Here is a 22091-nt window from a genome sequence, read left to right as displayed (position 1 = left end):
TGACAGACATCGCCTACACCATGATTGACCCACGGGTTCGTCTAGGCGCAAAATCGCTTTCCTAAATCCACCCTTGAGTAACTCTACAACAACCAGACGTAGCTTTCTGAAAGATGCCATTCGGCGTTTTTCCCAGAACAGATTAGCTTTGATCGGCTTGTTTCTTGTGGGATTTATTCTGTTCTTAGCACTCTTTGCGGATCTGCTCTCACCCTTTGCTTACGACCGAGTCTACTTTGATCGGGTGTTGCTGATGCCTTTTGATCACCCAGAGCATCCACTAGGTACTGATGAAGTCGGTCGTGACTATCTGAGTCGTCTGATTTACGGAGCACGCACTTCAATGATGGTCAGCCTCTCTGTGCAGATGATCGCACTGTTGATCGGGCTACCGATTGGAGCATTAGCAGGCTATTTTGGGGGAGCCTTCGACTTTGTGATTTCAAGAATCATTGACATCATGACTGCCTTTCCTGCCTTGCTCTTCACCATCCTGATCATTTCCGTCCTAGGTGGAGGGATGCTGACTATCATCGTTGCTCTGAGCATCAGCAGTTGGATTGTCATTGCCCGCATCACCCGGGCCCAGGTCTTGACGCTACGCGAACAGGAATACTGTACTGCTGCTCGAGGCATCGGTGCATCGGAATGGCGCATCCTCTTCCGACATCTAATACCTAACGCCATGAGTCCAATACTGATTGCCATTAGCTTAGGGATCCCAACGGCGATTTTTGCGGAAGCTGGACTGAGTTTTTTAGGATTGGGTGTCAACGATCCAATTGCGAGCTGGGGGAAAATGGTTGGGGCCAGCAATGCCTATGTTCGGGTCTATTGGCATCTCGCATTATTGCCCACGTTAGCCATTGCTCTAACCATGCTGGGCTTTTCCTTTCTGGGAGACGGCTTACGAGATGCACTGGACCCCAAACAAAAGATTCGGGTGTGAATATGGATGAGGCCCTGTTAGAAGTCGAAGATCTCTACGTTCACTTCCCCACACCAGATGGTGTTGTGCAGGCTGTCAATGGAATCAGTTACAGCCTGGGGAAACAGGAGATTCTGGCGATCGTTGGCGAAAGTGGTTCGGGCAAGAGTGTTGGCGTACTCTCGCTGCTGCGTCTGATTCCAGATCGTGATTGCGAAGTCCAAGGGAGTGTTCACTTTGAAGGTCGAGATCTCCTCCAGTTGAGTGATGCAGAGATGCGAGAGATGCGGGGAAATCGAATTGCTATGGTTTTTCAGGATCCAATGACTTCCCTGAATCCTGTCTTGCGAATCGGCGATCAAATCCAGGAATCGATCATTGAACATCAGGGAATTTCAGAAAAGGTCGCTAAAGGTAGGGCGATTGAACTGTTAGAACTGGTAGGCATCCCTGAAGCAGAGAAACGTTATCGCCATTACCCCCATCAATTTTCTGGGGGTATGCGACAACGAATCATGATTGCTGCTGGACTCGCTTGTGAGCCATCTGTTTTGATTGCCGATGAACCAACAACCGCGTTAGATGTGACCATTCAGGCCCAGATTATTGATCTGGTCAAGAGACTGTGTCGAGAGATTGGGATGTCCGTGATCTGGATCACACATGATCTGGGGATCGTTGCCGGTCTGGCAGATCGAGTCGCCGTAATGTATGCAGGAAAAATTGTGGAGTTTGCCCCTGTTGATCAACTCTTCAAAACGCCGCAGCATCCTTACAGCAAAGGACTCCTGAATTCTTTGCCAAGGCTAGACACTCGTTCTGAAAAACCTCTCGAAGCAATTGAAGGACTTCCACCCAATCTGATTCACTACCCCACTTCCTGTCCTTTTCTCGAGCGCTGTTTATACCAAACAGAGCAATGCCAGACTCCTCCTAAGAAGCAATCTATCTCGACCACTCACAAGGTTTGGTGTCATCATGCAGGGAAATTGTGAACCATGACTGAACCACTCGTCCAAGTGAAAAATTTGTCAATGCACTTTGGTCAAGCTTCGGGATTCCTCAAGGGGCCTCAACGAGTGGTCAAAGCGGTCGACAATGTGAGTCTGGACGTTTTTGAAGGGGAGACACTCGGACTTGTCGGCGAGAGCGGGTGCGGTAAAAGCACCTTAGGTCGCAGTATTTTGCAACTCTACAAGCCCACAGCAGGCACTGTTCAATATCGCGGAACAGATTTGGTGCAGTTGGAGGGAAAGGCCTTGCGCAAGATGCGCAATCGCTTTCAGATGATCTATCAAGATCCTTATGCCTCGCTGAATCCGAGGATGAAAATCGCCGACATCATTGGCGAACCAATGTACATCCATCAATTGCATCCCCGCTCTGCGATCCGTTCTGAAGTTGAGAAAATACTGGAGATGGTGGGTCTGGCCAGGGAGTTTGCCGACCGTTATCCACATGAGTTCTCTGGTGGACAGCGGCAACGGATTGGAATCGCTCGAGCTCTTGCGGCACAACCTGATTTCATTGTGGCCGATGAACCTATCTCCGCCTTGGACGTTTCGATACAGGCCCAGATCATCAACCTGATGCGCAACCTCCAGCAACAACTGAAACTGACTTACCTCTTCATTGCGCATGATCTGGCAGTGGTTCGGCACATCAGTGATCGGATGGCCGTAATGTACCTGGGCAAGGTAATGGAATTGACAGACAGCAACACGATCTATGAAGATCCGCTGCACCCTTATACGCAGTCTCTGCTTGCCGCAATTCCCATTCCTGATCCTGAAAAAGAACGTGAACGTGAAGCCAACCGAGTACTGCTCGAAGGAGAAGTGCCCAGCCCAGAAAATCCTCCCAAAGGATGTGCCTTCTGCACTCGTTGCCCCCGTAGAAATGAGGTTTTGGGAAACAAAAAAATTGATTGCTCCACCAAGGCCCCACTGTTTGCAGAAGCGAAGCCCGGTCATTGGACTGCCTGCCACCTTTACACCTGATCACTAAAAACTTTATGGCTCTTGGACTACGCAAGCACTTCCTGTTGAGAGACGATGTCGTCTTTCTGAACCACGGATCTTTTGGGGCCTGTCCACGTGCTATTTTTGAAAACTATCAGTATTGGCAACTGGAGCTCGAAAAGCAACCAGTCGAGTTCTTGGATCAGAACAGAAGAAGCTTAAAGTTAATTCGGAATGTGCGGGAACACCTTGGGAATTTTGTCGGTTCACATCCGAACAATCTTGTAGGAGTGACCAATGCCACTACGGGGCTAAACATCGTCGCTCGCTCACTACCTCTGAAGGAAGGGGATGAAGTCCTGACGACAGACCACGAATATGGTGCGCTTGAAAAAACTTGGACCTTCATTGCTCGCAAGACAGGCGCCAAGTATATTCATGTCGAAGTTCCTCTCCCGCTGGCTTCTGCCACCGAATTTACGGAAGCTATCTGGTCAAAGGTCACACCTCGAACCAAGGTTCTCTTTCTCAGCCATTTGACCTCCGCCACAGCCCTTGCCTTTCCGATTGAAGAGTTGATTCAGCGAGCTAAGGAGCGAGGCATCTGGACGGTCATCGATGGTGCTCATGCTCCGGGTCACATCCCTCTAAAGTTAGATGCACTGGATGCTGACTTTTACTCCGGCAACTGTCACAAGTGGATGCTTACTCCGAAAGGGTCTGCTTTTCTGCATGTCCAACCTCGCGTACAACATCTGATTGAACCATTGGTCGTTAGCCACGGTTGGAACCCAGATGCTGAAGAGGAGGGTGCTCTAGGAAATTCTCGTTTCATTGATTCACTTGAATTCCAAGGAACTCGGGACTTGGCCCCACTGTTAGCAATTCCAGCAGCAATCGACTTTTTGGAAAAGCATCAATGGGCCGAGGTCAAACAAGCCTGTCACCAATTGGTTTGGCAGATTGCTGAGGAGTGGTCTGGCATCACTGGCTTAAATCCACTGGTAGAGCCCGGACTGAGGGCTGGCATGCAGATGGTTTCCCTACCTTTGCCAGAATGTGACGTGGTAAACATCAAGAACCATCTCTACGATGAATTTCGAATCGAGATCCCTGTCTTCCGCTGGAAGGAACATTGTATTGCCCGAATCTCGATCCAGGGCTACAACACTCCAGCCGATGGACAGTGCTTAATTGAAGCCTTGAAGAAGTTATTGTACTAGCTCATGAAGACTCTGCAGACTTTGGTGGACCGTCCAGAATCTCAACTACATTGGGATCATCCTGCAGAAAAGATATCAAAAGTTGGTAATTGCGATCTTGTACCTGCAGTGAGACGATCACTTGGCCCTCCACAGGTCCCTCTTCCCAGGTTCCGCCCATTGCTCCATAACGCCAAGCCTTGCCAACAAGGTTGGCCCCTTTCCCTTGATAAACCACTTTGAGTTGCGCCATTCTCCTCTAGAGATTGATTCTGTTAACTGGTGAATGCAGGAAGTTCTTCCAGCTAATAAAAGACTAGACTAGCCTCCTGGTTTTTTTCCATTATAAGTCATTTCAAAATTAACTGTTTCCCTTCAACACTACTCTACTGAGGTTCATAAATGAGCAAGTATTCTGGTATCTGGCCTGTTGCCCCCACTCCTTTTCATCCCAATGGGGAAGTAGATTACGAAGGAATGAAGCGTGTGCTGGACTGTACGATCGATCAAGGTGTCGATGGCATCTGTATCCTGGCAAACTTCTCAGAACAGTTTCTGATCACAGATGCAGAAAGAGAAGCATTGAGCCGACTCAGCCTGGAACATGTCGCAGGGAGAGTTCCCGTCATTGTTACCATTAGCCATTACGCCACCCACATTGTGCTGCAACGGGCTCAATTCAGTAAGGAATTGGGTGCAGCGATGGTGATGATGATGCCTCCCTATCACGGAGCACTCCTCAAGGGAACCCCAGATCAAACCTTTGAGCAGTTTGCTCAAGTTGGTGAAGTGGGAATCCCAATTATGATTCAGGACGCTCCACTGTCTGGGGTTGAACTTTCTGTTCCCCTCCTGGTTCGGATGGCTCGAGAGATTGAGATGGTCAAGCTCTTCAAGATTGAGTGCCCCCAGGCAGCCAACAAGTTGCGCGCACTGATTGAACAAGGAGGAGTCGCGATTGAAGGGCCCTTTGATGGAGAAGAGGCCATTACCCTGATGGCGGATCTCCAAGCTGGGGCTACTGGCTCAATGACCTCCGCCATGATCCCTGATCAAATCAAGCCTGTGATTGAGCACTTCCTTGCAGGGAAAGCAGATCAGGCTGCCTCAGCCTACGCCAGAGTGCTGCCTGCCATCAACTTCGAGAATCGTCAGTGCGGCTTTCGGGCAACCAAGGTATTGATGGAGGAAGGCGGAGTCATTCAATCTGCTTTCTGCCGACATCCAATCCCGGCATTGCATCCACAAACTAAGGCTGGCTTGTTAGAGATCTTGAGACCTCTGAATCCAGTGGCCTTGAATTGGGGGAAGTGAGATCTGACCAATTATTGACTCCCATCAGATGACACAGACCCGTTTGATCCACGCTATTTCCGGTCCTCGCAATATCAGCACAGCACTGATGTACAGCTTTGCTCGGCGACCAGGGTGTGCGGTGATTGATGAACCCTTCTACGGACCATATCTCCAACGGACAGGACTTGACCACCCTGGCCGAGTCGATATTCTTGCACAACTTCCTAACACTCCAACAGATTGCATCTGTAAAATTGAGCAATTTTGTCAACAAGGCTTCAGTGAACTGTATCTGAAGAACATGGCACACCACATGGTGGAGATGCCCTGGGAGTGGGCCAAGGATGCAGTCCATATTTTTTGGGTTCGTCATCCACGCAAGGTCATTCGATCTTTTGCCAAGGTCTGGCCCCAAGCACAGTTGGCTGATATTGGTATCGTGGAACAGGCCAAACAATGGCAGCAACTGAATCATTTTCAGGGACCAAAACTGATCGTAGACAGTGATGAAATGCTGGCAAATCCTGAATTAGTGTTTCCTCAAATCTGTACTGCTCTTGGATTACTTTACTACGATGCCATGTTGAGTTGGGAGTCCGGTGAAAAGCCCTATGACGGTCCCTGGGCCCCCTATTGGTACAACAATGTTCAGGCAAGCCAGGGATTCGGTCCACCCAGCCCCCTTGGAGAGACGTTGACAGGTCGGTATCTTGAGTTGGAGCAACAGGCGTTGCCGTACTACGAGGAACTCTGGCAGCAACGACTAAGACTGAACACATTCTAAAGTATCTGACCATGTGTGGACGGATTGATATTCTCCCGAACAAAATCATTGATGCCGTCAAGGTAGGCTTTGGCGTAGAATGGGAGAGTAGAGAGAATCGTGATCTACGACCCACACAACAGGTAGATACTCTACAGGCTGAGCCCCGAGGCTTCACCCAGGTCCGTCTTCAGTGGGGCATCCAACCCTCCTGGAGCAAGCAACTGCTGATCAACGCCCAGGCCGAGACTGTTGCTACTAAAATGACATTTCGTGAAGCGTTTCGATCACGACGTTGCGTGATCCCCTGCAGTGGCTGGTATGAATGGAAGATCTTGGAGAGCGGTCAGAAGCAGAAATTTCGCCTTCATGCCTCTGATGAATCTACTCTATTCATGGCAGCTATCTGGTTTGCAGAGAAGGATTCAACCAATCGTCTGGTGACTCTGACCACCCAGCCCACTCCTCAATGCGCTCCGATTCACCATCGCATGCCACTGCTCCTTCCTCCTGTTGAAGTCTCAAACTGGTTGAACAGACCATTCCCAACGCTGGAACCACTACTCAGAGCTCCATTGTTGTCCTTGGCTTTGCAACCAGAAGAGCTGGCTCCTGTTCAACAGCCCTCTCTTTTTTGAAATGGGGCTTAATTCATAAAGGCAAATTTCAGATTTTTGTGATCAATAGAAGTCACAATTCCCTTGAAATTGGATTACTGCTCCTCCAGTGTAATGCGGTCCTATCATAGGTCTTATTTCAGCAAATATAGTTGAAGACCTTGTTTATTCTTTCATTAGGGAGTTCCGATGAAGATCACTTCGTTCTTTTCAAAAATATTCTTCTACGCCTCAGCTTTCACAGCACTCATCTCTGCCAATACCATAGCAGCAGAGACAGTAGCGGTTTACACTGCTGCTCCCCAGAAACTGATTGACACCTTAGTTCCAGCTTTTGAAAAACAATCCGGCATTAAAGTCGAAATTGTTAAAGCTGGTTCAGGTGAATTGCTTAATCGTTTGAGAGCTGAAAAAGGGCGTCAAACAGCAGACGTTATTTGGAGCGTTGGTGGTGAGTTAGTGGATTTCAACAAGGAACTGTTTGTCAACTACACACCCAAGGATGATGATAAAATCAATCCACAGCTTCGGCCAAGCCAAACTTGGTTACCCTTTACAGCGATCGTCTCTGTCTTCTTGGTCAACAATCAACAGATGAAGGGAGCTGATGTCCCTAAGTCTTGGTCTGACCTAACCAAGTCTGCCTATAAAGGAAAAATTTCTTCCGCTCGTGCAGATAAGTCTGGTTCTTCCTACATCCAGTTGGCTACTGTCCTACAAATTTATGGGAACAACGATAAGGGTTGGGATACCTACAAAAATATAATGGCCAATATGGTTCTCTCGAACAGTTCTGGTGCAGTTCCACGATTTGTCAATGATGGAGAAGCTGCAGTTGGGATCACTCTAGAAGATGCAGCCTTACGCTACAAACTAGGGGGCGGACCAGTAGAAATTGTTTACCCCTCTGATGGAACTTCCCTGGTTCCTGACGCAATGGCTCTGGTTGCCAACGGGCCAAACCCTAGTGCCGGCAAACAATTTTTGGATTACATGATTTCCAAAGACGCCCAAAGCTCTGTTGCAGCAATTGGCCGTCGACCTGTGCGGATTGATGTCGAATCTGTGAAGGAACTCACACCGCTGAACCAAATCAAGACCATCGAATATGACTTGCTTTGGGCAGTAGAAAACAAGAAACAGCTGGTGGGCCGTTGGAGCGACACCTTGCTTGACGTTCAGTGAGAACTTCCTACGAGTCTTTTTCTTGTCACAAGTTACAGTTGAAGCTGCTGTAAAAAAATATGGTAGCTTCCAAGCCCTAAATCAGGTCTCACTGGATATTCCCAGTGGGGCCTTCTTTACACTGCTAGGTCCAAGCGGATGTGGTAAAACAACACTCCTGAGGGCTTTGGCAGGCTTCCATGATATTGACTCTGGAGATTTAAAAATCGACAGGGCTTCTATTCGCTCACTCTCCCCACATCAACGAAACATTGGCATGGTTTTTCAGGACTATGCCATCTTTCCTCACTTGAATGTGGAAGACAATGTTGGCTTCGGATTGAAGCGTCTTAAGCTCCCCAACAGGGAATATCAGAAGCGAATGATGGACATCCTGCAGGTTGTTCAATTGGAGTCACTGTGTAAAAGAATGCCACATGAACTGAGTGGAGGTCAGCAGCAAAGAGTTGGCTTGGCTCGGTCGTTGATTATGAGCCCGAGAGTAATTCTAATGGACGAACCTCTATCGAATCTGGATGCCCAGCTTCGTGAGGAACTTCGGTCCGAAATTCGTAGAATCCAAAAACAACTCGGTATCACCACAATTTATGTTACTCACGATCAGGAAGAGGCTCTTGCAGTTTCTGACCTGATTTGCGTGCTGAATGAAGGGCAGGTTCAACAAACTGGTTCACCAATTGAGATGTACCAAAACCCTGCAAATTTTTTTGTAGCTTCTTTTGTGGGTGGAAACAACTTCATTGAAGTAGGCAAGCTCAGCCAAAATTGTTCTGGTCAAAATCCACCAGAAGCATTTCAAAACACAGGGGCCGCTGGCTGGCTAGCTTCCATCAGACCTGAACAAATTCAGTTAGATCCAATAAAGGTTTCTGAGACCGATCTCCTGCTAGATGTTGAACTTGATGAAGTCAACTTTCTTGGACGTGAATATCACCTCAGTGTAAACGTTTCTGGTAATTTTTTACTTAAGATTATTATCCCTGCAGGAGAACAATCCTCTCTCTTACAAACCAAGCAACAACACAGGATTAGCTTTGATTGGAGAGCAATAAAGTTTTTTGACCCCGATGCTGAGGGGAGACGCATGTTGGTTAATTGATGAAGCGTCTATTTGACTTCTGGAACCTGATCCTTCTCGGTGTCGTAGCACTAATTGCGATATTTCTCCTCTGGCCCCTATCTCAAGTATTGCATCTTAGTTTCCTTGATGCAGATACAGGAGAATGGACGCTCAAACATTACCTGAAGATTCTTTCCCACCGTTACTACCTTACGGCAGTAACTAACACCCTGTTAGTTGGCATGCTTGGAATGCTTGGCGCCTGCTTGTTGGGAATTCCTCTAGCGTATTTCATGTCACGTTATCGAGTACGCTGGCGACCCTTTATCTCTACACTTGCAATCTTAGCTTTGGTTTCCCCTCCTTTCATCGGGGCTTATGCTTGGATAATGCTGCTGGGTGCGAATGGATCCATTACTAATTTTCTTCGCAGTCTAGGGCTTGATCCACCTCTGATTTATGGCCTGCCAGGAATTGTTCTTGTCTTCAGTTTCAAGTACTACCCTTTTGTTTTTATCATGACGGAGGGGGCGCTAAGTGCGATCAATCGATCCTATGAAGAGGCTGCGGAGAACCTGGGCTATAAGACCTGGGAACGATTTCTTAGGATTACTCTACCCCTGGCATTTCCAGCAGTTAGCACTAGCGCAATTCTTTGCTTCGTCTTGAGCATCGCGGATTTTGGGACTCCTTCCATCATTGGTAAAAACTTTAGGACTCTCTCCACAATTGCTTATAACCAATACACAACTGAAATGGGAGGAACTCCCTCATTAGCTGTGACAATCTCTATCATCCTAACCATAATTTCTATTTTGGTAGTGACCGCTCAGCGTAATTTCATGAAAAAGCGGCGCTATGTCAGTGGGATTTCACGAAAGATTGAGCAACAGAAACCAGTAGGGACACAAGGTCTCCTGATTCAAGGTTTCTGCTATCTAGTAGTGCTGATCAGCATGCTTCCAAACCTGATCGTAATTCATACTTCCTTCCTGGCCACCAAGGGCCCTGTCTTCAGCGGTGGCTATGCGATGGGTAGCTATGAACGGGTCTGGCGAGAGATTGATGATTCAGTCGCAAACAGCTTTATCTTTGCATCCTTGGCCGTTGTATTGATCGTTGGGGTCAGCGGATTCATTTCCTATGTAATCGTACGTAAAAGCAATGTATGGTCTGGATCACTCGATAGCCTATTGATGGTTCCCTACATCGTGCCAGGAGTGGTTATGGCAATTGGCTTTGTCGTCACTTTCAATACCTGGCCTTTAGATTTGGTTGGAACAGCTTTGATCATCGTCCTGATCGTTTTCATACGCCGTCTGCCCTACGGTGTTCGTTCCACTTCAGCAACCCTACGTACGGTTAAACCATCAGTTGAAGAGGCTGCTATCAGCCTTGGTGTGGCTCCCTCCAGGGTCTTCCTCAAAATCACACTTCCCCTAATGCTACCGGGCTTGATCGCTGGTGGGATGATGAGTTTTATCACAGCAATTAATGAACTATCGTCAACTTTGATCCTTTACACATCATCCACTATGACTATGCCGGTAAGAGTCTATCTCTCTGTATTGGATGGTGAATTTGGTATTGCAGCTGCCCTCTCAACAATTTTATTGGTCAGCACAGCAGTCTGTGTCTTCACGGTGATGAAGGTTTCCCGTTCTGATGGTGCCTCTTTTCTTTAATTATTCATGCAAATCTCCTGTTTCAACCGTTCTAAGTATCGATCTTTTGAAGCCCCAGGGGAGGATGTATTGCTCACCCTGCCGGGCCTCTATGCCTTGTTTGACGGGGCAACTGATCCGACCAAAACAATGCTCGACGGAATTACCAGCGGACGCTTTGCGGCATTGACTTGTGCCGAAGCTGTCGGTCGACTTTGGGCAACTCAACAATTGGTGCAAGACGAAGAGTTGCTTCATCAAGTCAATGAGCAACTGGAAGTAGTCTTGTTACAGAAAATTGCGGAAGGCCAACTTCAAGCGGAAGGCAAACCGCCCTCAACCACAATGGTGCTTGCCTGGGATGTTGGCGAAGAGTTGTTCTTTTTCCTGCTGGGGGATAGCGGTGTGCGTCTGAATGGCCAGGAAGAGATAGTCTTGCACAAACAAATTGACCACGTCTCCACTCTCACGCGCCAGACGCTCTTCCTACTCTTGAGTGAACAGGGCTTGGAAGGTGATGAACTGGAATATCAAACCCGTCAGGTGGTGTACTACGGACTGGACAGGGCTCTCGAGCAGGGAGTATTGACGGCTACCCAACAGCAAGACCTGTTAGAGCACATCAAACTCAATTTTCCCGCTACAGCAGCAGAAGCAATGAGCTTTCTCAAACAGGGAGTGGTTTCGCAGCACCGCTTTGCCAATCAAGGGAAACTTCCCATGGGTTATGCTGCATTGAATGGAAAGAGCCTAGCTGGCGAGGGGATGCTTTGCTTTTCTCGTTCAAAGGCTTCCATCAAGAGCCTTGAACTCTTTACAGACGGCTATTTCAGTTTACCGGATGAAGTGACGGTGGCAGCGTGGGAGGGAGAGTTTGCCCGAATCGAATCCATTGATCCAAGTAAGATTGACAGCTGTCCCGCAATCAAGGGTTCCACTAGTACGGAGTTTTCTGACGATCGCTCGGTCTTGATCGTCCAGTACGCCTAAGTTGGATCAACAAAACCAAGCTTCATTCAGCTTGACGACGCTGGGCATTCAGCAGATCACGAATCTTTTCACGAACAGCCTTTCGGATAGAATTGAGGGGCTTGCGCACCTCATCACCCAAACCCATCGCACTCACTGGAGGACCCAAAGTTAACCGACCACTTGCACCTTTACCATCCTCCCACTGGAAGGAAACGCTTGTACGGTAGAAGACTGTATTGCCAAGATACTGTGAAAGGCAGCTTACCTCACTCACTAGCAAGATTCTTGGAAGAGAAACTTCTATTTTCTCAGCCAAGGGTTGTAGCTCAGCCTTCTTAATTTCTTCCACCAGGATTTGATCAACATTTCCAACATTGAGCCCAATTCGTCTGCAGCGGTTTTCCACCCGACTGGTGTAGGACAACATTTCGCTACGAAAGTATTTTCTCAACAGGCTCTCCGCATTGATCTTCGAGGCCTCATGAGCTGAAAGAGAGTTTGCCCAAGATAAGAGTCCCAGCCCAATACACAGCGAAACACTTCGAAAAACTTTCATAGCGTTCACTTCTTTGAAACTGTCAACCAATTCATCTACACCCACTCTCATCAACAACACTGAGATCGTCAACTTTGATCGAAGATGCTCAGATCACAATCCAGCACAGTCGCTACCAAATGAACTCGGTCTTCTTCACCACCATTGAAGGCATTGTGATAGCGAGTATTGTTCGTGATCCAAACGGAACCGTCTGCTGGCATGTGATGGTTGACCTTTTCAATCACCATGTGGGCTCCAGGATTGGTAATGATCGGGATATGAAGTCTGGGCTCCGGATCACGATGCCAACTCAGAGTGGTGCGGGGGAGCTTCCAAAGCAGGCGGATTCGACCCAACTTGTAGCGGGAGATCAAAGTGTCGTAGATCTCCTTGAAGTAGGTATCCTCAAACAATTTGACGAACTCCGAATACTTCTCTTCATCAATCGGATCATCACGTTGCACCTCAACCCCAGTATGATCAGGCTTGGTCCAGAACAAACCGCGAACATTCCCACCCGTGATTGAGTTTGGATCACCAGGAATCTGGGTTAGGCAAATGGCGTTGATGTCTCGTTCACCAAGAGGAGACTGCCGAGCCACCCCGGAATCCACCTCTTGTAGGGCCTCCTGCATCTTCTGAAGATCGAACTGCACATCTGGCACTCGATAGAAACCTTTGGGCATACCATCAATCTCCGAACTTGATCCCTTGAGCCAAGGGAAGTGACTTTCCATAATTGATAGTAATCGTGCTACGACACATGTATTGCTTCCAAGCATCGGAACCAGATTCGCGGCCTCCCCCTGTCTCCTTTTCTCCTCCAAAAGCGCCACCAATTTCTGCACCACTGGGGCCGATATTCACGTTGACAATCCCACAGTCTGAACCAACTGCCGAGGTGAAGGTCTCAGCTTCCTGCAGGTTGTCTGTAAAGATACAGGAACTCAGACCCTGGGGAACACCATTGTGTAGCTGAATTGCCTCCGTCAACTCTGAATACTTCAGCATATAGAGGATCGGTGCAAAGGTTTCGGTCCGTACCAACTCACACTGTTCTGTCACTTCAACGATGGCCGGACGCACCAGGCAATCTCCGAGGTGCTCTCCACCATGAACGATATATTCTTTTGCTCTTGCAGAAGACAAGGCATTCTGCATCCTTTCAACGGCTGCCCCATCGATCAATGGCCCAACCAGGGTTTCTGCATTGAATTGATCTCCAACAGCTAAGCTCGCATAGGCTGGCTTCAACTTGGACAGCAGTTCATTATAAACCGACTCGTGTACGATCAAGCGACGCAAGGTGGTGCAGCGCTGCCCTGCTGTACCAACCGCCCCAAAGACAATTGCCCGAACCGCCAGATCGAGGTTGCCATGTTGGCTGACAACCATCCCGTTATTCCCCCCGAGCTCGTAGAGCGCCTTACCCAAACGGGTGGCAACTCGTGGAGCCAACGCCTTGCCCATCCCCGTTGAACCCGTCGCACTCAGCAGGCTGATGCGCGCATCATCAGCCATCCACTCCGCTTGCTCTTTATGCCCTTCGACCAACTGCAACAGATCCTCAAATCCCTCCCCAGGCATACAATTTTGCACAGTCTGATCCCAGGCCTGCTTACAAGCGGCAGTAACATGCAACGCCTTGGGAGAAGCTTTCCAGACCACGCTGTTCCCACAAACTATTGCGAGACAATGGTTCCAGGACCAGACGGCACAGGGGAAGTTGAACGCAGTGATTACTCCAATGACTCCCAACGGATGATAGGCTTCTTGTAGCTTGTGTTCTGGACGCTCACTGGCAATCGTCAGCCCATAGAGTTGCCGCGAAAGCCCTACGGCGAAGTCACACATGTCGATCGCCTCCTGCACCTCTCCCAGGGCTTCTGCCTGGATTTTCTTGGCATCGGTCATGATGCAATGGGCAATGCCTTCTTGAGATTCGCGCAATTGATTGCCAAAGACCCGTAGCAATTCACCTCTTCTCGGAGCTGGAATTTTTCTCCACTTGCGCTGAATGGCTGCTGCTTTATCTAGAATCTGGTCGTAATTGGATTTAGTGATGGAATTCATGAGCTAGATTTTTTTTGGGCCTCGGAGTAGAGCTGAACTTTTACAAATTCACTGAACAGGGAGACCTTCATTTTAGGTAATTGATGAATATTGGAATTCTCTAGCAGCTATTGAGGAGAAAGCAAGACAGTCAATAAAAGGAAGGAAGGAAGGAAGGAAGGAAGGAAGGGAATAATTTTTTGGGAGGATTGCGGTTTAAGGAAATTAAAATCCAATGATTCTTTGTGCTGGCTAGCCCTTCAGAAATTTCAGCTATGAATCAAATTCATGATTCCGGTGCTCATCTCTTCATAGTTGCGGGTGTTCGGTAGGTCTCCCTTGATCAAAAATTCATCCATTACGATGATACGATCCGCCAAGGTAATGATTTCTGGCATATCGGAGGTGATGAGGAGAATTGAAGTACCCTGATCGGCCAGTTCCCGAATCAACTCATGTAGGTAGGCCTTGGTTTTGATATCGATTCCAACAGACGGTTCATCGACGATCAGGATCTCCACCTGAGCCGCCAGCCACTTGGCTACCGAGATCTTCTGCTGATTGCCTCCGGACAAATTACCCACCATCTGTGACAACGAAGGTGTCTTGACCTCCAACTTGTCAATTGAAGGTGAGACACGTTGGGTCACCTGCTGATCGGAGAGCCAACCTAACTTGGAGCAAATCTTTCTCCAGACGGTGATGCCTGAATTCTGCAATACGTCATGCTGTAGGATCAAACCTTCTGACTTTCGATCCTCGCTCAGATAGCCAATTGCATAGCGATCCCGCGCCATGGACACCCCAGAGACGTGAATTGCCTTACCGTCCAGCAAGTACTCTCCCTTTGTCATTCGGAAATAGCCAATCAGTGACTTCGCCAACTCACTACGTCCCGCCCCAATCAATCCATAAAATCCAAGAATTTCTCCCGGATACAGTTGAAGATTCAGTTCTTGGTGTCCCACTTCTGTGCTGACTTGACGTAGCTCCAATTTTGGACTTTGTCGGTTGACTTCACGAGTTTGCCAGGCGGGAATCTGTTCCTTCCGCCCAATCATCAGTTGGACCAGATCCTGTCGGTCGTACTGCGCAATTGGTTCACTGGTACAAGTGTTCTGACCATCTCGCAACACAGTCAGGTAATCACAAATTTGCAGTACCTCTTCAAGCTTATGGCTCACAAAAACGATCGTGACCCCATCGTCCTGGAGCTTCTGCAAGAGGGAGAAGAGCTTCTCTGTCTCATGAGGGGTCAAGGAAGCCGTCGGCTCATCCATGAGCAGGACACGTGATTTCTGTGAGATCGCCTGAGCAATTTCCACGAGCTGCATTTTGGCAACAGAGAGCTGCTTTACTGGAGTTTGGGGATCTAGATCCAATCCCACAGCGGCAAGCCAGGGTTTGGCTTCTTCATGCAATTTTGGATAATCGACCCAGCTCCAAGCATTTTCTCCAAGGCGATCAAGAAAGAGATTTTCTCCAACAGAGAAACGAGGGATCAAATGGCGCTCCTGGTGGACCACTGCAATTCCTTGTTGGCGAGCTTCATTGGTATCCGAGAAGTGCACATGCTGTCCAAGGAGATTTACGCTCCCTTCATCAGGTTGATACACACCCGTTAAGATCTTGATCAGCGTGGACTTGCCAGCCCCATTTTCTCCAAGCAGGGCGTGAATCGAACCAGCATGCAGCTCAATTTCTACATTCTGTAGGGCCTTTACACCAGGGAAACTCTTGGAAATACCAGAGGCCTTCAGGGTAATCTGCTGAGACATCAGGCTGGCTTTGAAAAGAAAGTGAGGCGCAGATCACGCAGTCGATTGATACCAACCGCCCAAAGGATCAAGAGGCCCAGGAAGATCTGTACGATGAAGGGGTCGATTTCAAAAAGGACTAACGCCTGGGTGATGATGGCAATGGTGGTTACCCCCAGTAAAGTGCCAATCACGTTGACATGCCCACCAGCTAAAACAGCTCCTCCAATCACCGGTGCGGCAAAGGAGAGGATCAACCAGTCATCGCCAATCGTTGGTTGTCCAATCTGTAACCGAGCTACGACCATCATTCCAGCAACGGCAGCCAGCAGGCCTGACAAGGCATGGGTGCCAATTACGATGTTTCGTACAGAAATCCCCACCAAACCGGCTGCTGTTGGGCTTGCGCCAACCGCCAAAACATGGCGCCCAAACCGCATCCTGTTTAACAGAAACCAAACACCAATTAGAGCTAGCAAAGCAGGCAAAATCAACAGGGGTAAAGTTCCAATAAAGCTACTATTTCCAAAAGATTTTACTGACTCTGCTACTCCGTAAAATGGTTGTGCTTCCGTAATACCGAGGTTGATTCCCTTAAAGACAGAGAGGCTCGCCAAGGTGATGATAAATGCAGAGATACCAGTGAAGGCGATGATCACTCCATTAAACAAACCTGCTGCCAAGCCAATTAGCAAACCTACAAGCACTGCAAGTGGAATAGGCAACTGGAAGATGTCCATCAATCCAGCAAAAGAGATGGCTACGAGTCCACCGATTGCTCCCACCGAGAGGTTCATCTGGCCGATCCCTACAATCAGCATTTGCGCCAAGGCAATTACCATGTTGACCGAGATCGCAGCGAGCAAAATTTGAATGTTAAAGGGAGTCAGAAAACTTGGCTTGAGGTAACCAATCAGCATGATAGCCAGGATCACAACCAACAACAGTCCCGACCACTCAGCCTTCAGAAGTTTTTGGAGTGGCATCAGAATGCCCTAAATGAAGCGGTTTTGAAGCAGAACCACATTTCGCAGTTTTTCCAGAAGAACAGCGCTGAGCAATAAAGCTCCCAATACGGCTTGCACCCAGAACTCACTGACTTGCAGCAACAACAAACCGTTTGTGAGCAAACTGACTAGTACGGCTCCGAAGAAGGTACCCAATACAGAGACCTTTCCCCCACTTAACAAGGTGCCTCCGAGAACTGGTGCCAGAAACGCAGGTAGTAGCCAGTCCTGACCAATATGTCCTGTCATTGAAGGAATCGCAGCTCCCGTACGACAGGTCAACATCGTAGCCGCCAACGCAGCCAGTAGCCCAGAGAGAGCATGGCACAAGATGAAGGTGCGTTTGACGTTGACTCCGGAGAGTTCAGCAGCAGTCGGGTTAGCACCGGCTGCCAGCATGTTGCGTCCCAAGCTGGTGTAGCGGTAGAGAACAGCCAACATAATCGCGACCCCGGAGCTGATCAACAGCAGCGGAGAGAGATAGCCATAAATTTTAGTACGGCCAAAGGTGGCAACTTCTGGTGGAAGATTCCGGAAGGCTTCTGCCTGCGTCAGCCAGATCATCAAACCAAAGAAAACACTCATCGTGGCTAAGGTGATGATGAAGCTATGCACCCCTGTCCGTACGACCATCACTCCGTTGATGGCTCCAAGCAGTGCACCACCCAAAAGCAGTAGAATCAAAGCAACGGGGAGAGTACTACCCATCCCTTCAATCAGCCAGCCACCAAACATCACTGCCGACACACCGATCGAGCCTACTGAGAGATTCAGCCCTCCTGTGACAATCACCACCATCATCGAAAAGCCAATCACTACGTCAATGGAGATGTTCCGACCCAGTGCATACAGGTTGAAGCGTGAGGTAAAGCCGGCGGTCAACAGCGCAAAGACCGTGGCAAATACAACAATCAGGAACAACAGGCCAAACTCATTGGAAAAGAAAAATTTCCTCATCGACGATTGGTCATTGATTTTCGTTGAGAGTGAAGATTCTTGCGCTGAGGCCATCAGGATTCTCTTCAGAGAGTTCCAAGGAGGCTCATCACCTCCAAGGAAAACTCAGTTACAGACTAGGTAGGTCGATTCAAAGGAAGCCATCAAGTCCTCAGTGACCGCTTCCATCGCGCCGATGTAGGTATCGACCTTGTCACGACCCACGAAAGCCGTTCCACTGTCAATGAACTGATTGGTCAAAGCCGTGGACTTGAAGGGAGCATTCTGGTTGACCTTACAGCCACTTCGTAGCTTGTCCATTGCAAAGGAACCGATGTAGCCCTGACCATATGGGTTCTGCAACATGGTGCCGTGTACGTAGCCGTCCTTGATTGCCTTTAGTACAACCTCATCATGGTCAATACCCACCATCTTGATGCGCTTGTCCCCAATCTTCCGCAATGAATTGGCAGCCACGACTGCAGGAACCCAGGCAGTCGTTACGATTCCATCAACCTTGTCAGCTTGTGCCGCGAGGAAGGCATTGATTTTCTCTTCGGCTGGCTCTGGAGCGTCAATATCCGCAATCACTTGAATGACTTCCACCGCTCCACCGGTTTCATTAGCAGCCTTCTGCACCGCATCGATTCGCAGTTGAGTATTGGGATCTACCAAAAACCCCGTAAAGTGAGCGATCTTGCCTTTTCCACCGAGGGTCTTAATCAATTCCTTGGTGCCTAGGTAGGCTGAATTACCCGTGTCTGTTCCCAAGCAGAACACCGCAGGGGTAGGTTGCTTCAGACAACCAGCCAAGGCAATGACAGGTGTTCCTTCCGCGGTCAATTCGCTAGCAATTGAGTTCGTACCAACTGGATCTCCAGGGAAGATCAGGAAGCCATTGTAGCCCTGAGTGAGCAGGCTTTCTAGCAACTGATTCTGTTGGCTGAGTTCCCATTTCTGTGGAACACGATAGTCTGCACCCGAGAGACCGAAGTCCCGCTTGGCGTCCTGCCCAGCTTTTTCCCACGCTGCAAAGTAAGGATGTGGTCCACCGGGTACCAGTGCCACACGAGTGTCGGAGGCCAAAACGGGGGAAGCGGTCAGACAGGCCAGAGTGGTCCCTAACACGCAATTTTTTAAAGTCCGAAAACTTTTTCGTCCAAATTCCTGAAAAACATTCTCTTTGGTCATTTTCATTCCTCTGTTCGAGATGAATCGAAAGATATGGGCATGTGAAAGCCCGACATTAGCCATGATTCAACAGTCCATTGGGAATCACGCTCTCTGTAACCACTCATCCTGAGATATGATTCGAATAAGCGAATTGGTCTGTGGGGAACTTATTGATTTTTTGGCTTCTGTCAAACAATTTCTTGGTATGACAGTTATAAAACAGCTTACAGGCTGGAAGTTACTAGACAGTCATCAAGATGCGACAAGATGCCCTGGCGCAATTTCTTGGAGATGAAGTGGGGTGGGATGTTCGTGAAGTTTGAAAATCGGGGATTCCGGTTCTGCTGAAGCTTCTCTGAGAGGTTGGGCTCGTTCAATCTCCGGATCAGGAATGGGCACTGCTGATAGCAGCCTTTGTGTATAGTAATGACGTGGATCGCGAAGTACTGCATCGCGGTATCCATGCTCCACGATTTGCCCAAGACGCATCACGGCAACCTCATCGGCCATTTGCTCGATCACAGCCATGTCATGGCTGATAAATAGATAAGCGAGGTCATCCTCCTGCTGAAGTTCCTTGAGCAATTCCAGAACTTGAGCCTGAATAGAAACATCTAGGGCAGAAACACACTCATCTGCAATGATCACTTTGGGAGAGAGAGACAAGGCTCTGGCGATACAGATACGTTGACGTTGGCCACCTGAAAATTCATGCGGATAACGTTCGATAGCATCCTTGGAGAGTCCAACCCTTTGAAAAAGATAAGCCACTCGATCTTTCAACTCTGTTCCACGGGAAATCCCATGTACCAACATTGGTTCTTCCACCTGCTCCCCGACTTTCATTCTTGGATCTAGCGAGGCCCCTGGGTCTTGAAAGATCATCTGAATGTTCCGCAGCACTCCTTGCATCTGCGGACGACTGAGGCCAGCAATCGAGTCACCATTCAGTTGAATCTGTCCAGACCAAGGAACAAGTCCCATAATCGCCTTGCCAATAGTAGACTTACCACAACCAGATTCCCCCACAAGCGCAAGGGTTGAACCAGCCCGGATGGAAAGTGAGACGTTTTCGACAGCATGAATTCGAGCCACCAGACGATTAAACACCCCTCCTCGAATAAAGAAATGAACTTTGAGATCCTTGATTTGCACAACACTCTCAAGGGTGGTCGGAAGTGGCTCCTTGGGCTCAGAGGAACCGAGACGAGGAACAGCCTTCAACAAAGCTTGTGAGTAGGGATGGGTTGGCTTGCTAAACAGTTGCCGGACCGCAGCAGTCTCCACCTCTTGACCTTCCTTCATAACCAACACACGATCTGCCATCTCAGCAACAACTCCCATATCATGAGTGATCATCAGCAGCCCGGTGTTATGTTCTTTTTGGAGGATGCGCATCAACTCAAGAATTTCAGCCTGTACTGTCACGTCAAGCGCCGTAGTTGGTTCATCGGCTATCAGAATCTCTGGATCACAGGCTAAGGCCATGGCGATCATCACTCGCTGTCGCATACCCCCGGATAGCTCATGAGGATATTGCTGAAGACGCTGTTCCGGTTCTGTTAGGCATACATCTTTGAGCAGGGTTAGGGCTCGATCTGGGGCTTCCTGCCGGCTGCACTGTCCATGCTCCAGCAAGGTTTCACAAAGTTGTTTTTGAACCGTGCTGATTGGATTGAGGGAGGTCATCGGCTCTTGGAAAATCATCGAGATCTGCGCAGCCCTGATTTTCCGATACTGACGTTCAGAGAGGCGAGTTAGTTCAATATCACCAAGTTGAATGGATCCCTTGGAGATCCGGGCCATCGGTTTTGGCAACAATCCCATGATCGCTAGAGCCGTCATGGATTTGCCAGACCCACTTTCACCAGCCAGGCAGAGTGTTTCCCCACGGCCCAATTCAAAAGAGAGCCCGTCAAGGACTGTTTTTGCTCCAGTAGGGGTAGCGACCTGAACATGCAGATCCTGGACGGATAGAAGACTCCCTCCAGGATGCTGGACTTGAGAAGAGTTGGGAGATTGAGGGGAAGTCACTCGAAGACCACCCTGGGGAAGTAGAAGGAGACTACCCAGTTGGGCATGTCTACGATCTCAGAAATCCGCAGATCGCCACAAACTGAGCACAGTAGATATGCCTCCACTGCACTAATTCCATGGGCGGTAGAAAGCAAGTCAATCATACTGGAGACTGCGTTCCCAGCACTAGACATCAAGTCTGGACCGATCCCTGTTGTTACTTCATAACCCTTGGAATCAAGATGTCGAGTGACAGGCCCTGGTGTAGTGAAACGTGGGTTCACCAACGGGGTCTGCTTTATTAGGTCCACACGAACATCCACATTCATTGGACTCTCAATGGCCGTTCCGCAGACCTCACCATCGCCTTGAGCAGCATGAGTATCCCCGATAGACAGCAGTGCACCTTTGACTTCCACCGGCAGGTAGAGTGTTGTACCGCTGGTCAAGTCACGAATATCCATGTTGCCACCCATCCTTCGGGGAGGAACTACCGAATGCAGTCCATCCTCGGCTGGGGCCAACCCTAAGGTACCTGCAAAGGGCTTGAGAGGGATGCTGGCAATATCAGAATAGACAGCAGGAGCCATTTCCTTGGGATCATACTTCCAGACCTTGAGGAAAGGTTCCTTGAACTGATCAGCTAACAAGCCAAAACCTGGAATATTAGCTGTCCAACCGAAGCCTGAAGGATGGAAGCCTTCAATCTCAACTTTGAGCACATCCCCAGGTTCTGCGCCATCAATAAAAATTGGTCCGGTAACAGGATTCACCTTCCCAAAATCAAGATTGGGGACATCAGATGTCGTACTTTGGGGAGTGAACTGCCCTGCCGAGCTGTCCAAACATTCCAAGTGCAGCCGATCCCCGGGAGCCACCACAACAGCGGGTGAAAACGAGTTGTCCCACCCAAAGTGATGGTTGGCGCCATGAATGGTGTGATCACGATTCTGGCACATGAGAG

Annotated in this window: 21 protein-coding genes; 11 read left to right on the top strand and 10 right to left on the bottom strand. The window is 48.9% G+C overall.

Annotation, left to right across the window (positions count from 1 at the left end; genetic code table 11):
* The first annotated feature begins 73 nt into the window (after positions 1 to 73).
* Genes P8O70_04450 through P8O70_04435 form a run of 4 tightly spaced genes read left to right on the top strand, consistent with a single transcriptional unit; the run spans position 74 to position 4112 of the window.
* Entirely contained in the window at positions 74 to 949 is an 876-nt protein-coding gene (locus P8O70_04450; protein MDG2196132.1) for an ABC transporter permease, read from the top strand.
* Positions 950 to 951: 2 nt separating this feature from the next.
* Positions 952 to 1923 (top strand): ABC transporter ATP-binding protein, encoded by a 972-nt coding sequence (locus tag P8O70_04445; GenBank protein MDG2196131.1) that lies wholly within the window; start codon positions 952 to 954, stop codon positions 1921 to 1923.
* 3 nt (positions 1924 to 1926) lie between these two features.
* The gene (locus tag P8O70_04440) at positions 1927 to 2928 is read left to right on the top strand and encodes an ATP-binding cassette domain-containing protein (GenBank protein MDG2196130.1); all 1002 of its coding nucleotides are present in this window, start codon (positions 1927 to 1929) and stop codon (positions 2926 to 2928) included.
* Positions 2929 to 2942: 14 nt separating this feature from the next.
* Entirely contained in the window at positions 2943 to 4112 is a 1170-nt protein-coding gene (locus P8O70_04435) for an aminotransferase class V-fold PLP-dependent enzyme (GenBank protein ID MDG2196129.1), read from the top strand.
* A gap of 1 nt (position 4113) precedes the next feature.
* On the opposite strand, the gene P8O70_04430 is transcribed toward P8O70_04435, so the two are convergent.
* Positions 4114 to 4344 (bottom strand): hypothetical protein, encoded by a 231-nt coding sequence (locus tag P8O70_04430; protein ID MDG2196128.1) that lies wholly within the window; start codon positions 4342 to 4344, stop codon positions 4114 to 4116.
* Between the two features lie 149 nt (positions 4345 to 4493).
* On the opposite strand from P8O70_04430, the gene P8O70_04425 reads away from it, so the two are divergent.
* From P8O70_04425 to P8O70_04395, 7 genes are all read left to right on the top strand, one after another.
* Positions 4494 to 5405, top strand: coding sequence for a dihydrodipicolinate synthase family protein (locus tag P8O70_04425; protein MDG2196127.1), 912 nt, complete (start codon positions 4494 to 4496; stop codon positions 5403 to 5405).
* A 28-nt stretch (positions 5406 to 5433) separates the two neighbouring features.
* Complete coding sequence (locus P8O70_04420) at positions 5434 to 6171, top strand: HAD family hydrolase (protein ID MDG2196126.1); 738 nt, start codon at positions 5434 to 5436, stop codon at positions 6169 to 6171.
* An 11-nt stretch (positions 6172 to 6182) separates the two neighbouring features.
* Positions 6183 to 6788 (top strand): SOS response-associated peptidase, encoded by a 606-nt coding sequence (locus P8O70_04415; GenBank protein ID MDG2196125.1) that lies wholly within the window; start codon positions 6183 to 6185, stop codon positions 6786 to 6788.
* A gap of 168 nt (positions 6789 to 6956) precedes the next feature.
* Positions 6957 to 7952 carry an extracellular solute-binding protein gene (locus tag P8O70_04410; GenBank protein ID MDG2196124.1) on the top strand — a complete coding sequence of 332 codons (996 nt, stop codon included), beginning with the start codon at positions 6957 to 6959 and terminating at the stop codon, positions 7950 to 7952.
* Between the two features lie 22 nt (positions 7953 to 7974).
* On the top strand, positions 7975 to 9051 hold the full coding sequence (locus P8O70_04405; protein ID MDG2196123.1) for an ABC transporter ATP-binding protein: 1077 nt from the start codon (positions 7975 to 7977) through the stop codon (positions 9049 to 9051).
* Positions 9051 to 10697: an iron ABC transporter permease gene (locus P8O70_04400; protein ID MDG2196122.1), complete on the top strand. Its 1647-nt coding sequence runs from the start codon at positions 9051 to 9053 to the stop codon at positions 10695 to 10697. The genes P8O70_04405 and P8O70_04400 overlap by 1 nt, the downstream gene beginning before the upstream one ends.
* Before the next feature lie 69 nt (positions 10698 to 10766).
* On the top strand, positions 10767 to 11666 hold the full coding sequence (locus tag P8O70_04395; protein MDG2196121.1) for a protein phosphatase 2C domain-containing protein: 900 nt from the start codon (positions 10767 to 10769) through the stop codon (positions 11664 to 11666).
* A 22-nt stretch (positions 11667 to 11688) separates the two neighbouring features.
* Here the strand turns inward: P8O70_04395 and P8O70_04390 are convergent, their stop codons facing one another.
* The 9 genes from P8O70_04390 to P8O70_04350 form a co-directional block, all read right to left on the bottom strand.
* Entirely contained in the window at positions 11689 to 12204 is a 516-nt protein-coding gene (locus P8O70_04390) for a hypothetical protein (GenBank protein MDG2196120.1), read from the bottom strand.
* 68 nt (positions 12205 to 12272) lie between these two features.
* On the bottom strand, positions 12273 to 12872 hold the full coding sequence (locus P8O70_04385) for an aspartyl/asparaginyl beta-hydroxylase domain-containing protein (protein MDG2196119.1): 600 nt from the start codon (positions 12870 to 12872) through the stop codon (positions 12273 to 12275).
* A gap of 4 nt (positions 12873 to 12876) precedes the next feature.
* Positions 12877 to 14259, bottom strand: a complete 1383-nt coding sequence (locus P8O70_04380; protein MDG2196118.1) for an aldehyde dehydrogenase family protein — start codon at positions 14257 to 14259, stop codon at positions 12877 to 12879.
* A gap of 248 nt (positions 14260 to 14507) precedes the next feature.
* Complete coding sequence (locus P8O70_04375) at positions 14508 to 16016, bottom strand: sugar ABC transporter ATP-binding protein (protein ID MDG2196117.1); 1509 nt, start codon at positions 16014 to 16016, stop codon at positions 14508 to 14510.
* The gene (locus P8O70_04370; protein ID MDG2196116.1) at positions 16016 to 16981 is read right to left on the bottom strand and encodes an ABC transporter permease; all 966 of its coding nucleotides are present in this window, start codon (positions 16979 to 16981) and stop codon (positions 16016 to 16018) included. Before P8O70_04370 ends, P8O70_04375 begins: the two co-directional genes overlap by 1 nt.
* 9 nt (positions 16982 to 16990) lie before the next feature.
* The gene (locus P8O70_04365) at positions 16991 to 18013 is read right to left on the bottom strand and encodes an ABC transporter permease (protein MDG2196115.1); all 1023 of its coding nucleotides are present in this window, start codon (positions 18011 to 18013) and stop codon (positions 16991 to 16993) included.
* A gap of 51 nt (positions 18014 to 18064) precedes the next feature.
* Positions 18065 to 19129 (bottom strand): sugar ABC transporter substrate-binding protein, encoded by a 1065-nt coding sequence (locus P8O70_04360; GenBank protein MDG2196114.1) that lies wholly within the window; start codon positions 19127 to 19129, stop codon positions 18065 to 18067.
* A gap of 234 nt (positions 19130 to 19363) precedes the next feature.
* On the bottom strand, positions 19364 to 21145 hold the full coding sequence (locus P8O70_04355; protein ID MDG2196113.1) for an ABC transporter ATP-binding protein: 1782 nt from the start codon (positions 21143 to 21145) through the stop codon (positions 19364 to 19366).
* The gene (locus P8O70_04350; GenBank protein ID MDG2196112.1) at positions 21142 to 22086 is read right to left on the bottom strand and encodes an acetamidase/formamidase family protein; all 945 of its coding nucleotides are present in this window, start codon (positions 22084 to 22086) and stop codon (positions 21142 to 21144) included. Before P8O70_04350 ends, P8O70_04355 begins: the two co-directional genes overlap by 4 nt.
* Positions 22087 to 22091: the final 5 nt, after the last annotated feature.

It is taken from the genome of SAR324 cluster bacterium, assembly GCA_029245725.1.
GTDB lineage: Bacteria > SAR324 > SAR324 > SAR324 > NAC60-12 > JCVI-SCAAA005.
The sequence above is the reverse complement of the archived record's forward strand: the minus strand, read 5'-3'. Positions and strand labels throughout refer to the sequence as shown.

Coding starts and splice junctions, on each gene's coding strand:
- P8O70_04425 (MDG2196127.1), top strand. CDS start 4,494: ATGAGCAAGTATTCTGGTATCTGGCCTGTTGCCCCCACTCCTTTTCAT.
- P8O70_04445 (MDG2196131.1), top strand. CDS start 952: ATGGATGAGGCCCTGTTAGAAGTCGAAGATCTCTACGTTCACTTCCCC.
- P8O70_04410 (MDG2196124.1), top strand. CDS start 6,957: ATGAAGATCACTTCGTTCTTTTCAAAAATATTCTTCTACGCCTCAGCT.
- P8O70_04420 (MDG2196126.1), top strand. CDS start 5,434: ATGACACAGACCCGTTTGATCCACGCTATTTCCGGTCCTCGCAATATC.
- P8O70_04440 (MDG2196130.1), top strand. CDS start 1,927: ATGACTGAACCACTCGTCCAAGTGAAAAATTTGTCAATGCACTTTGGT.
- P8O70_04365 (MDG2196115.1), bottom strand. CDS start 18,013: ATGGCCTCAGCGCAAGAATCTTCACTCTCAACGAAAATCAATGACCAA.
- P8O70_04350 (MDG2196112.1), bottom strand. CDS start 22,086: ATGTGCCAGAATCGTGATCACACCATTCATGGCGCCAACCATCACTTT.
- P8O70_04430 (MDG2196128.1), bottom strand. CDS start 4,344: ATGGCGCAACTCAAAGTGGTTTATCAAGGGAAAGGGGCCAACCTTGTT.
- P8O70_04360 (MDG2196114.1), bottom strand. CDS start 19,129: ATGACCAAAGAGAATGTTTTTCAGGAATTTGGACGAAAAAGTTTTCGG.
- P8O70_04385 (MDG2196119.1), bottom strand. CDS start 12,872: ATGCCCAAAGGTTTCTATCGAGTGCCAGATGTGCAGTTCGATCTTCAG.
- P8O70_04390 (MDG2196120.1), bottom strand. CDS start 12,204: ATGAAAGTTTTTCGAAGTGTTTCGCTGTGTATTGGGCTGGGACTCTTA.
- P8O70_04435 (MDG2196129.1), top strand. CDS start 2,943: ATGGCTCTTGGACTACGCAAGCACTTCCTGTTGAGAGACGATGTCGTC.
- P8O70_04375 (MDG2196117.1), bottom strand. CDS start 16,016: ATGTCTCAGCAGATTACCCTGAAGGCCTCTGGTATTTCCAAGAGTTTC.
- P8O70_04415 (MDG2196125.1), top strand. CDS start 6,183: ATGTGTGGACGGATTGATATTCTCCCGAACAAAATCATTGATGCCGTC.
- P8O70_04400 (MDG2196122.1), top strand. CDS start 9,051: ATGAAGCGTCTATTTGACTTCTGGAACCTGATCCTTCTCGGTGTCGTA.
- P8O70_04370 (MDG2196116.1), bottom strand. CDS start 16,981: ATGCCACTCCAAAAACTTCTGAAGGCTGAGTGGTCGGGACTGTTGTTG.
- P8O70_04380 (MDG2196118.1), bottom strand. CDS start 14,259: ATGAATTCCATCACTAAATCCAATTACGACCAGATTCTAGATAAAGCA.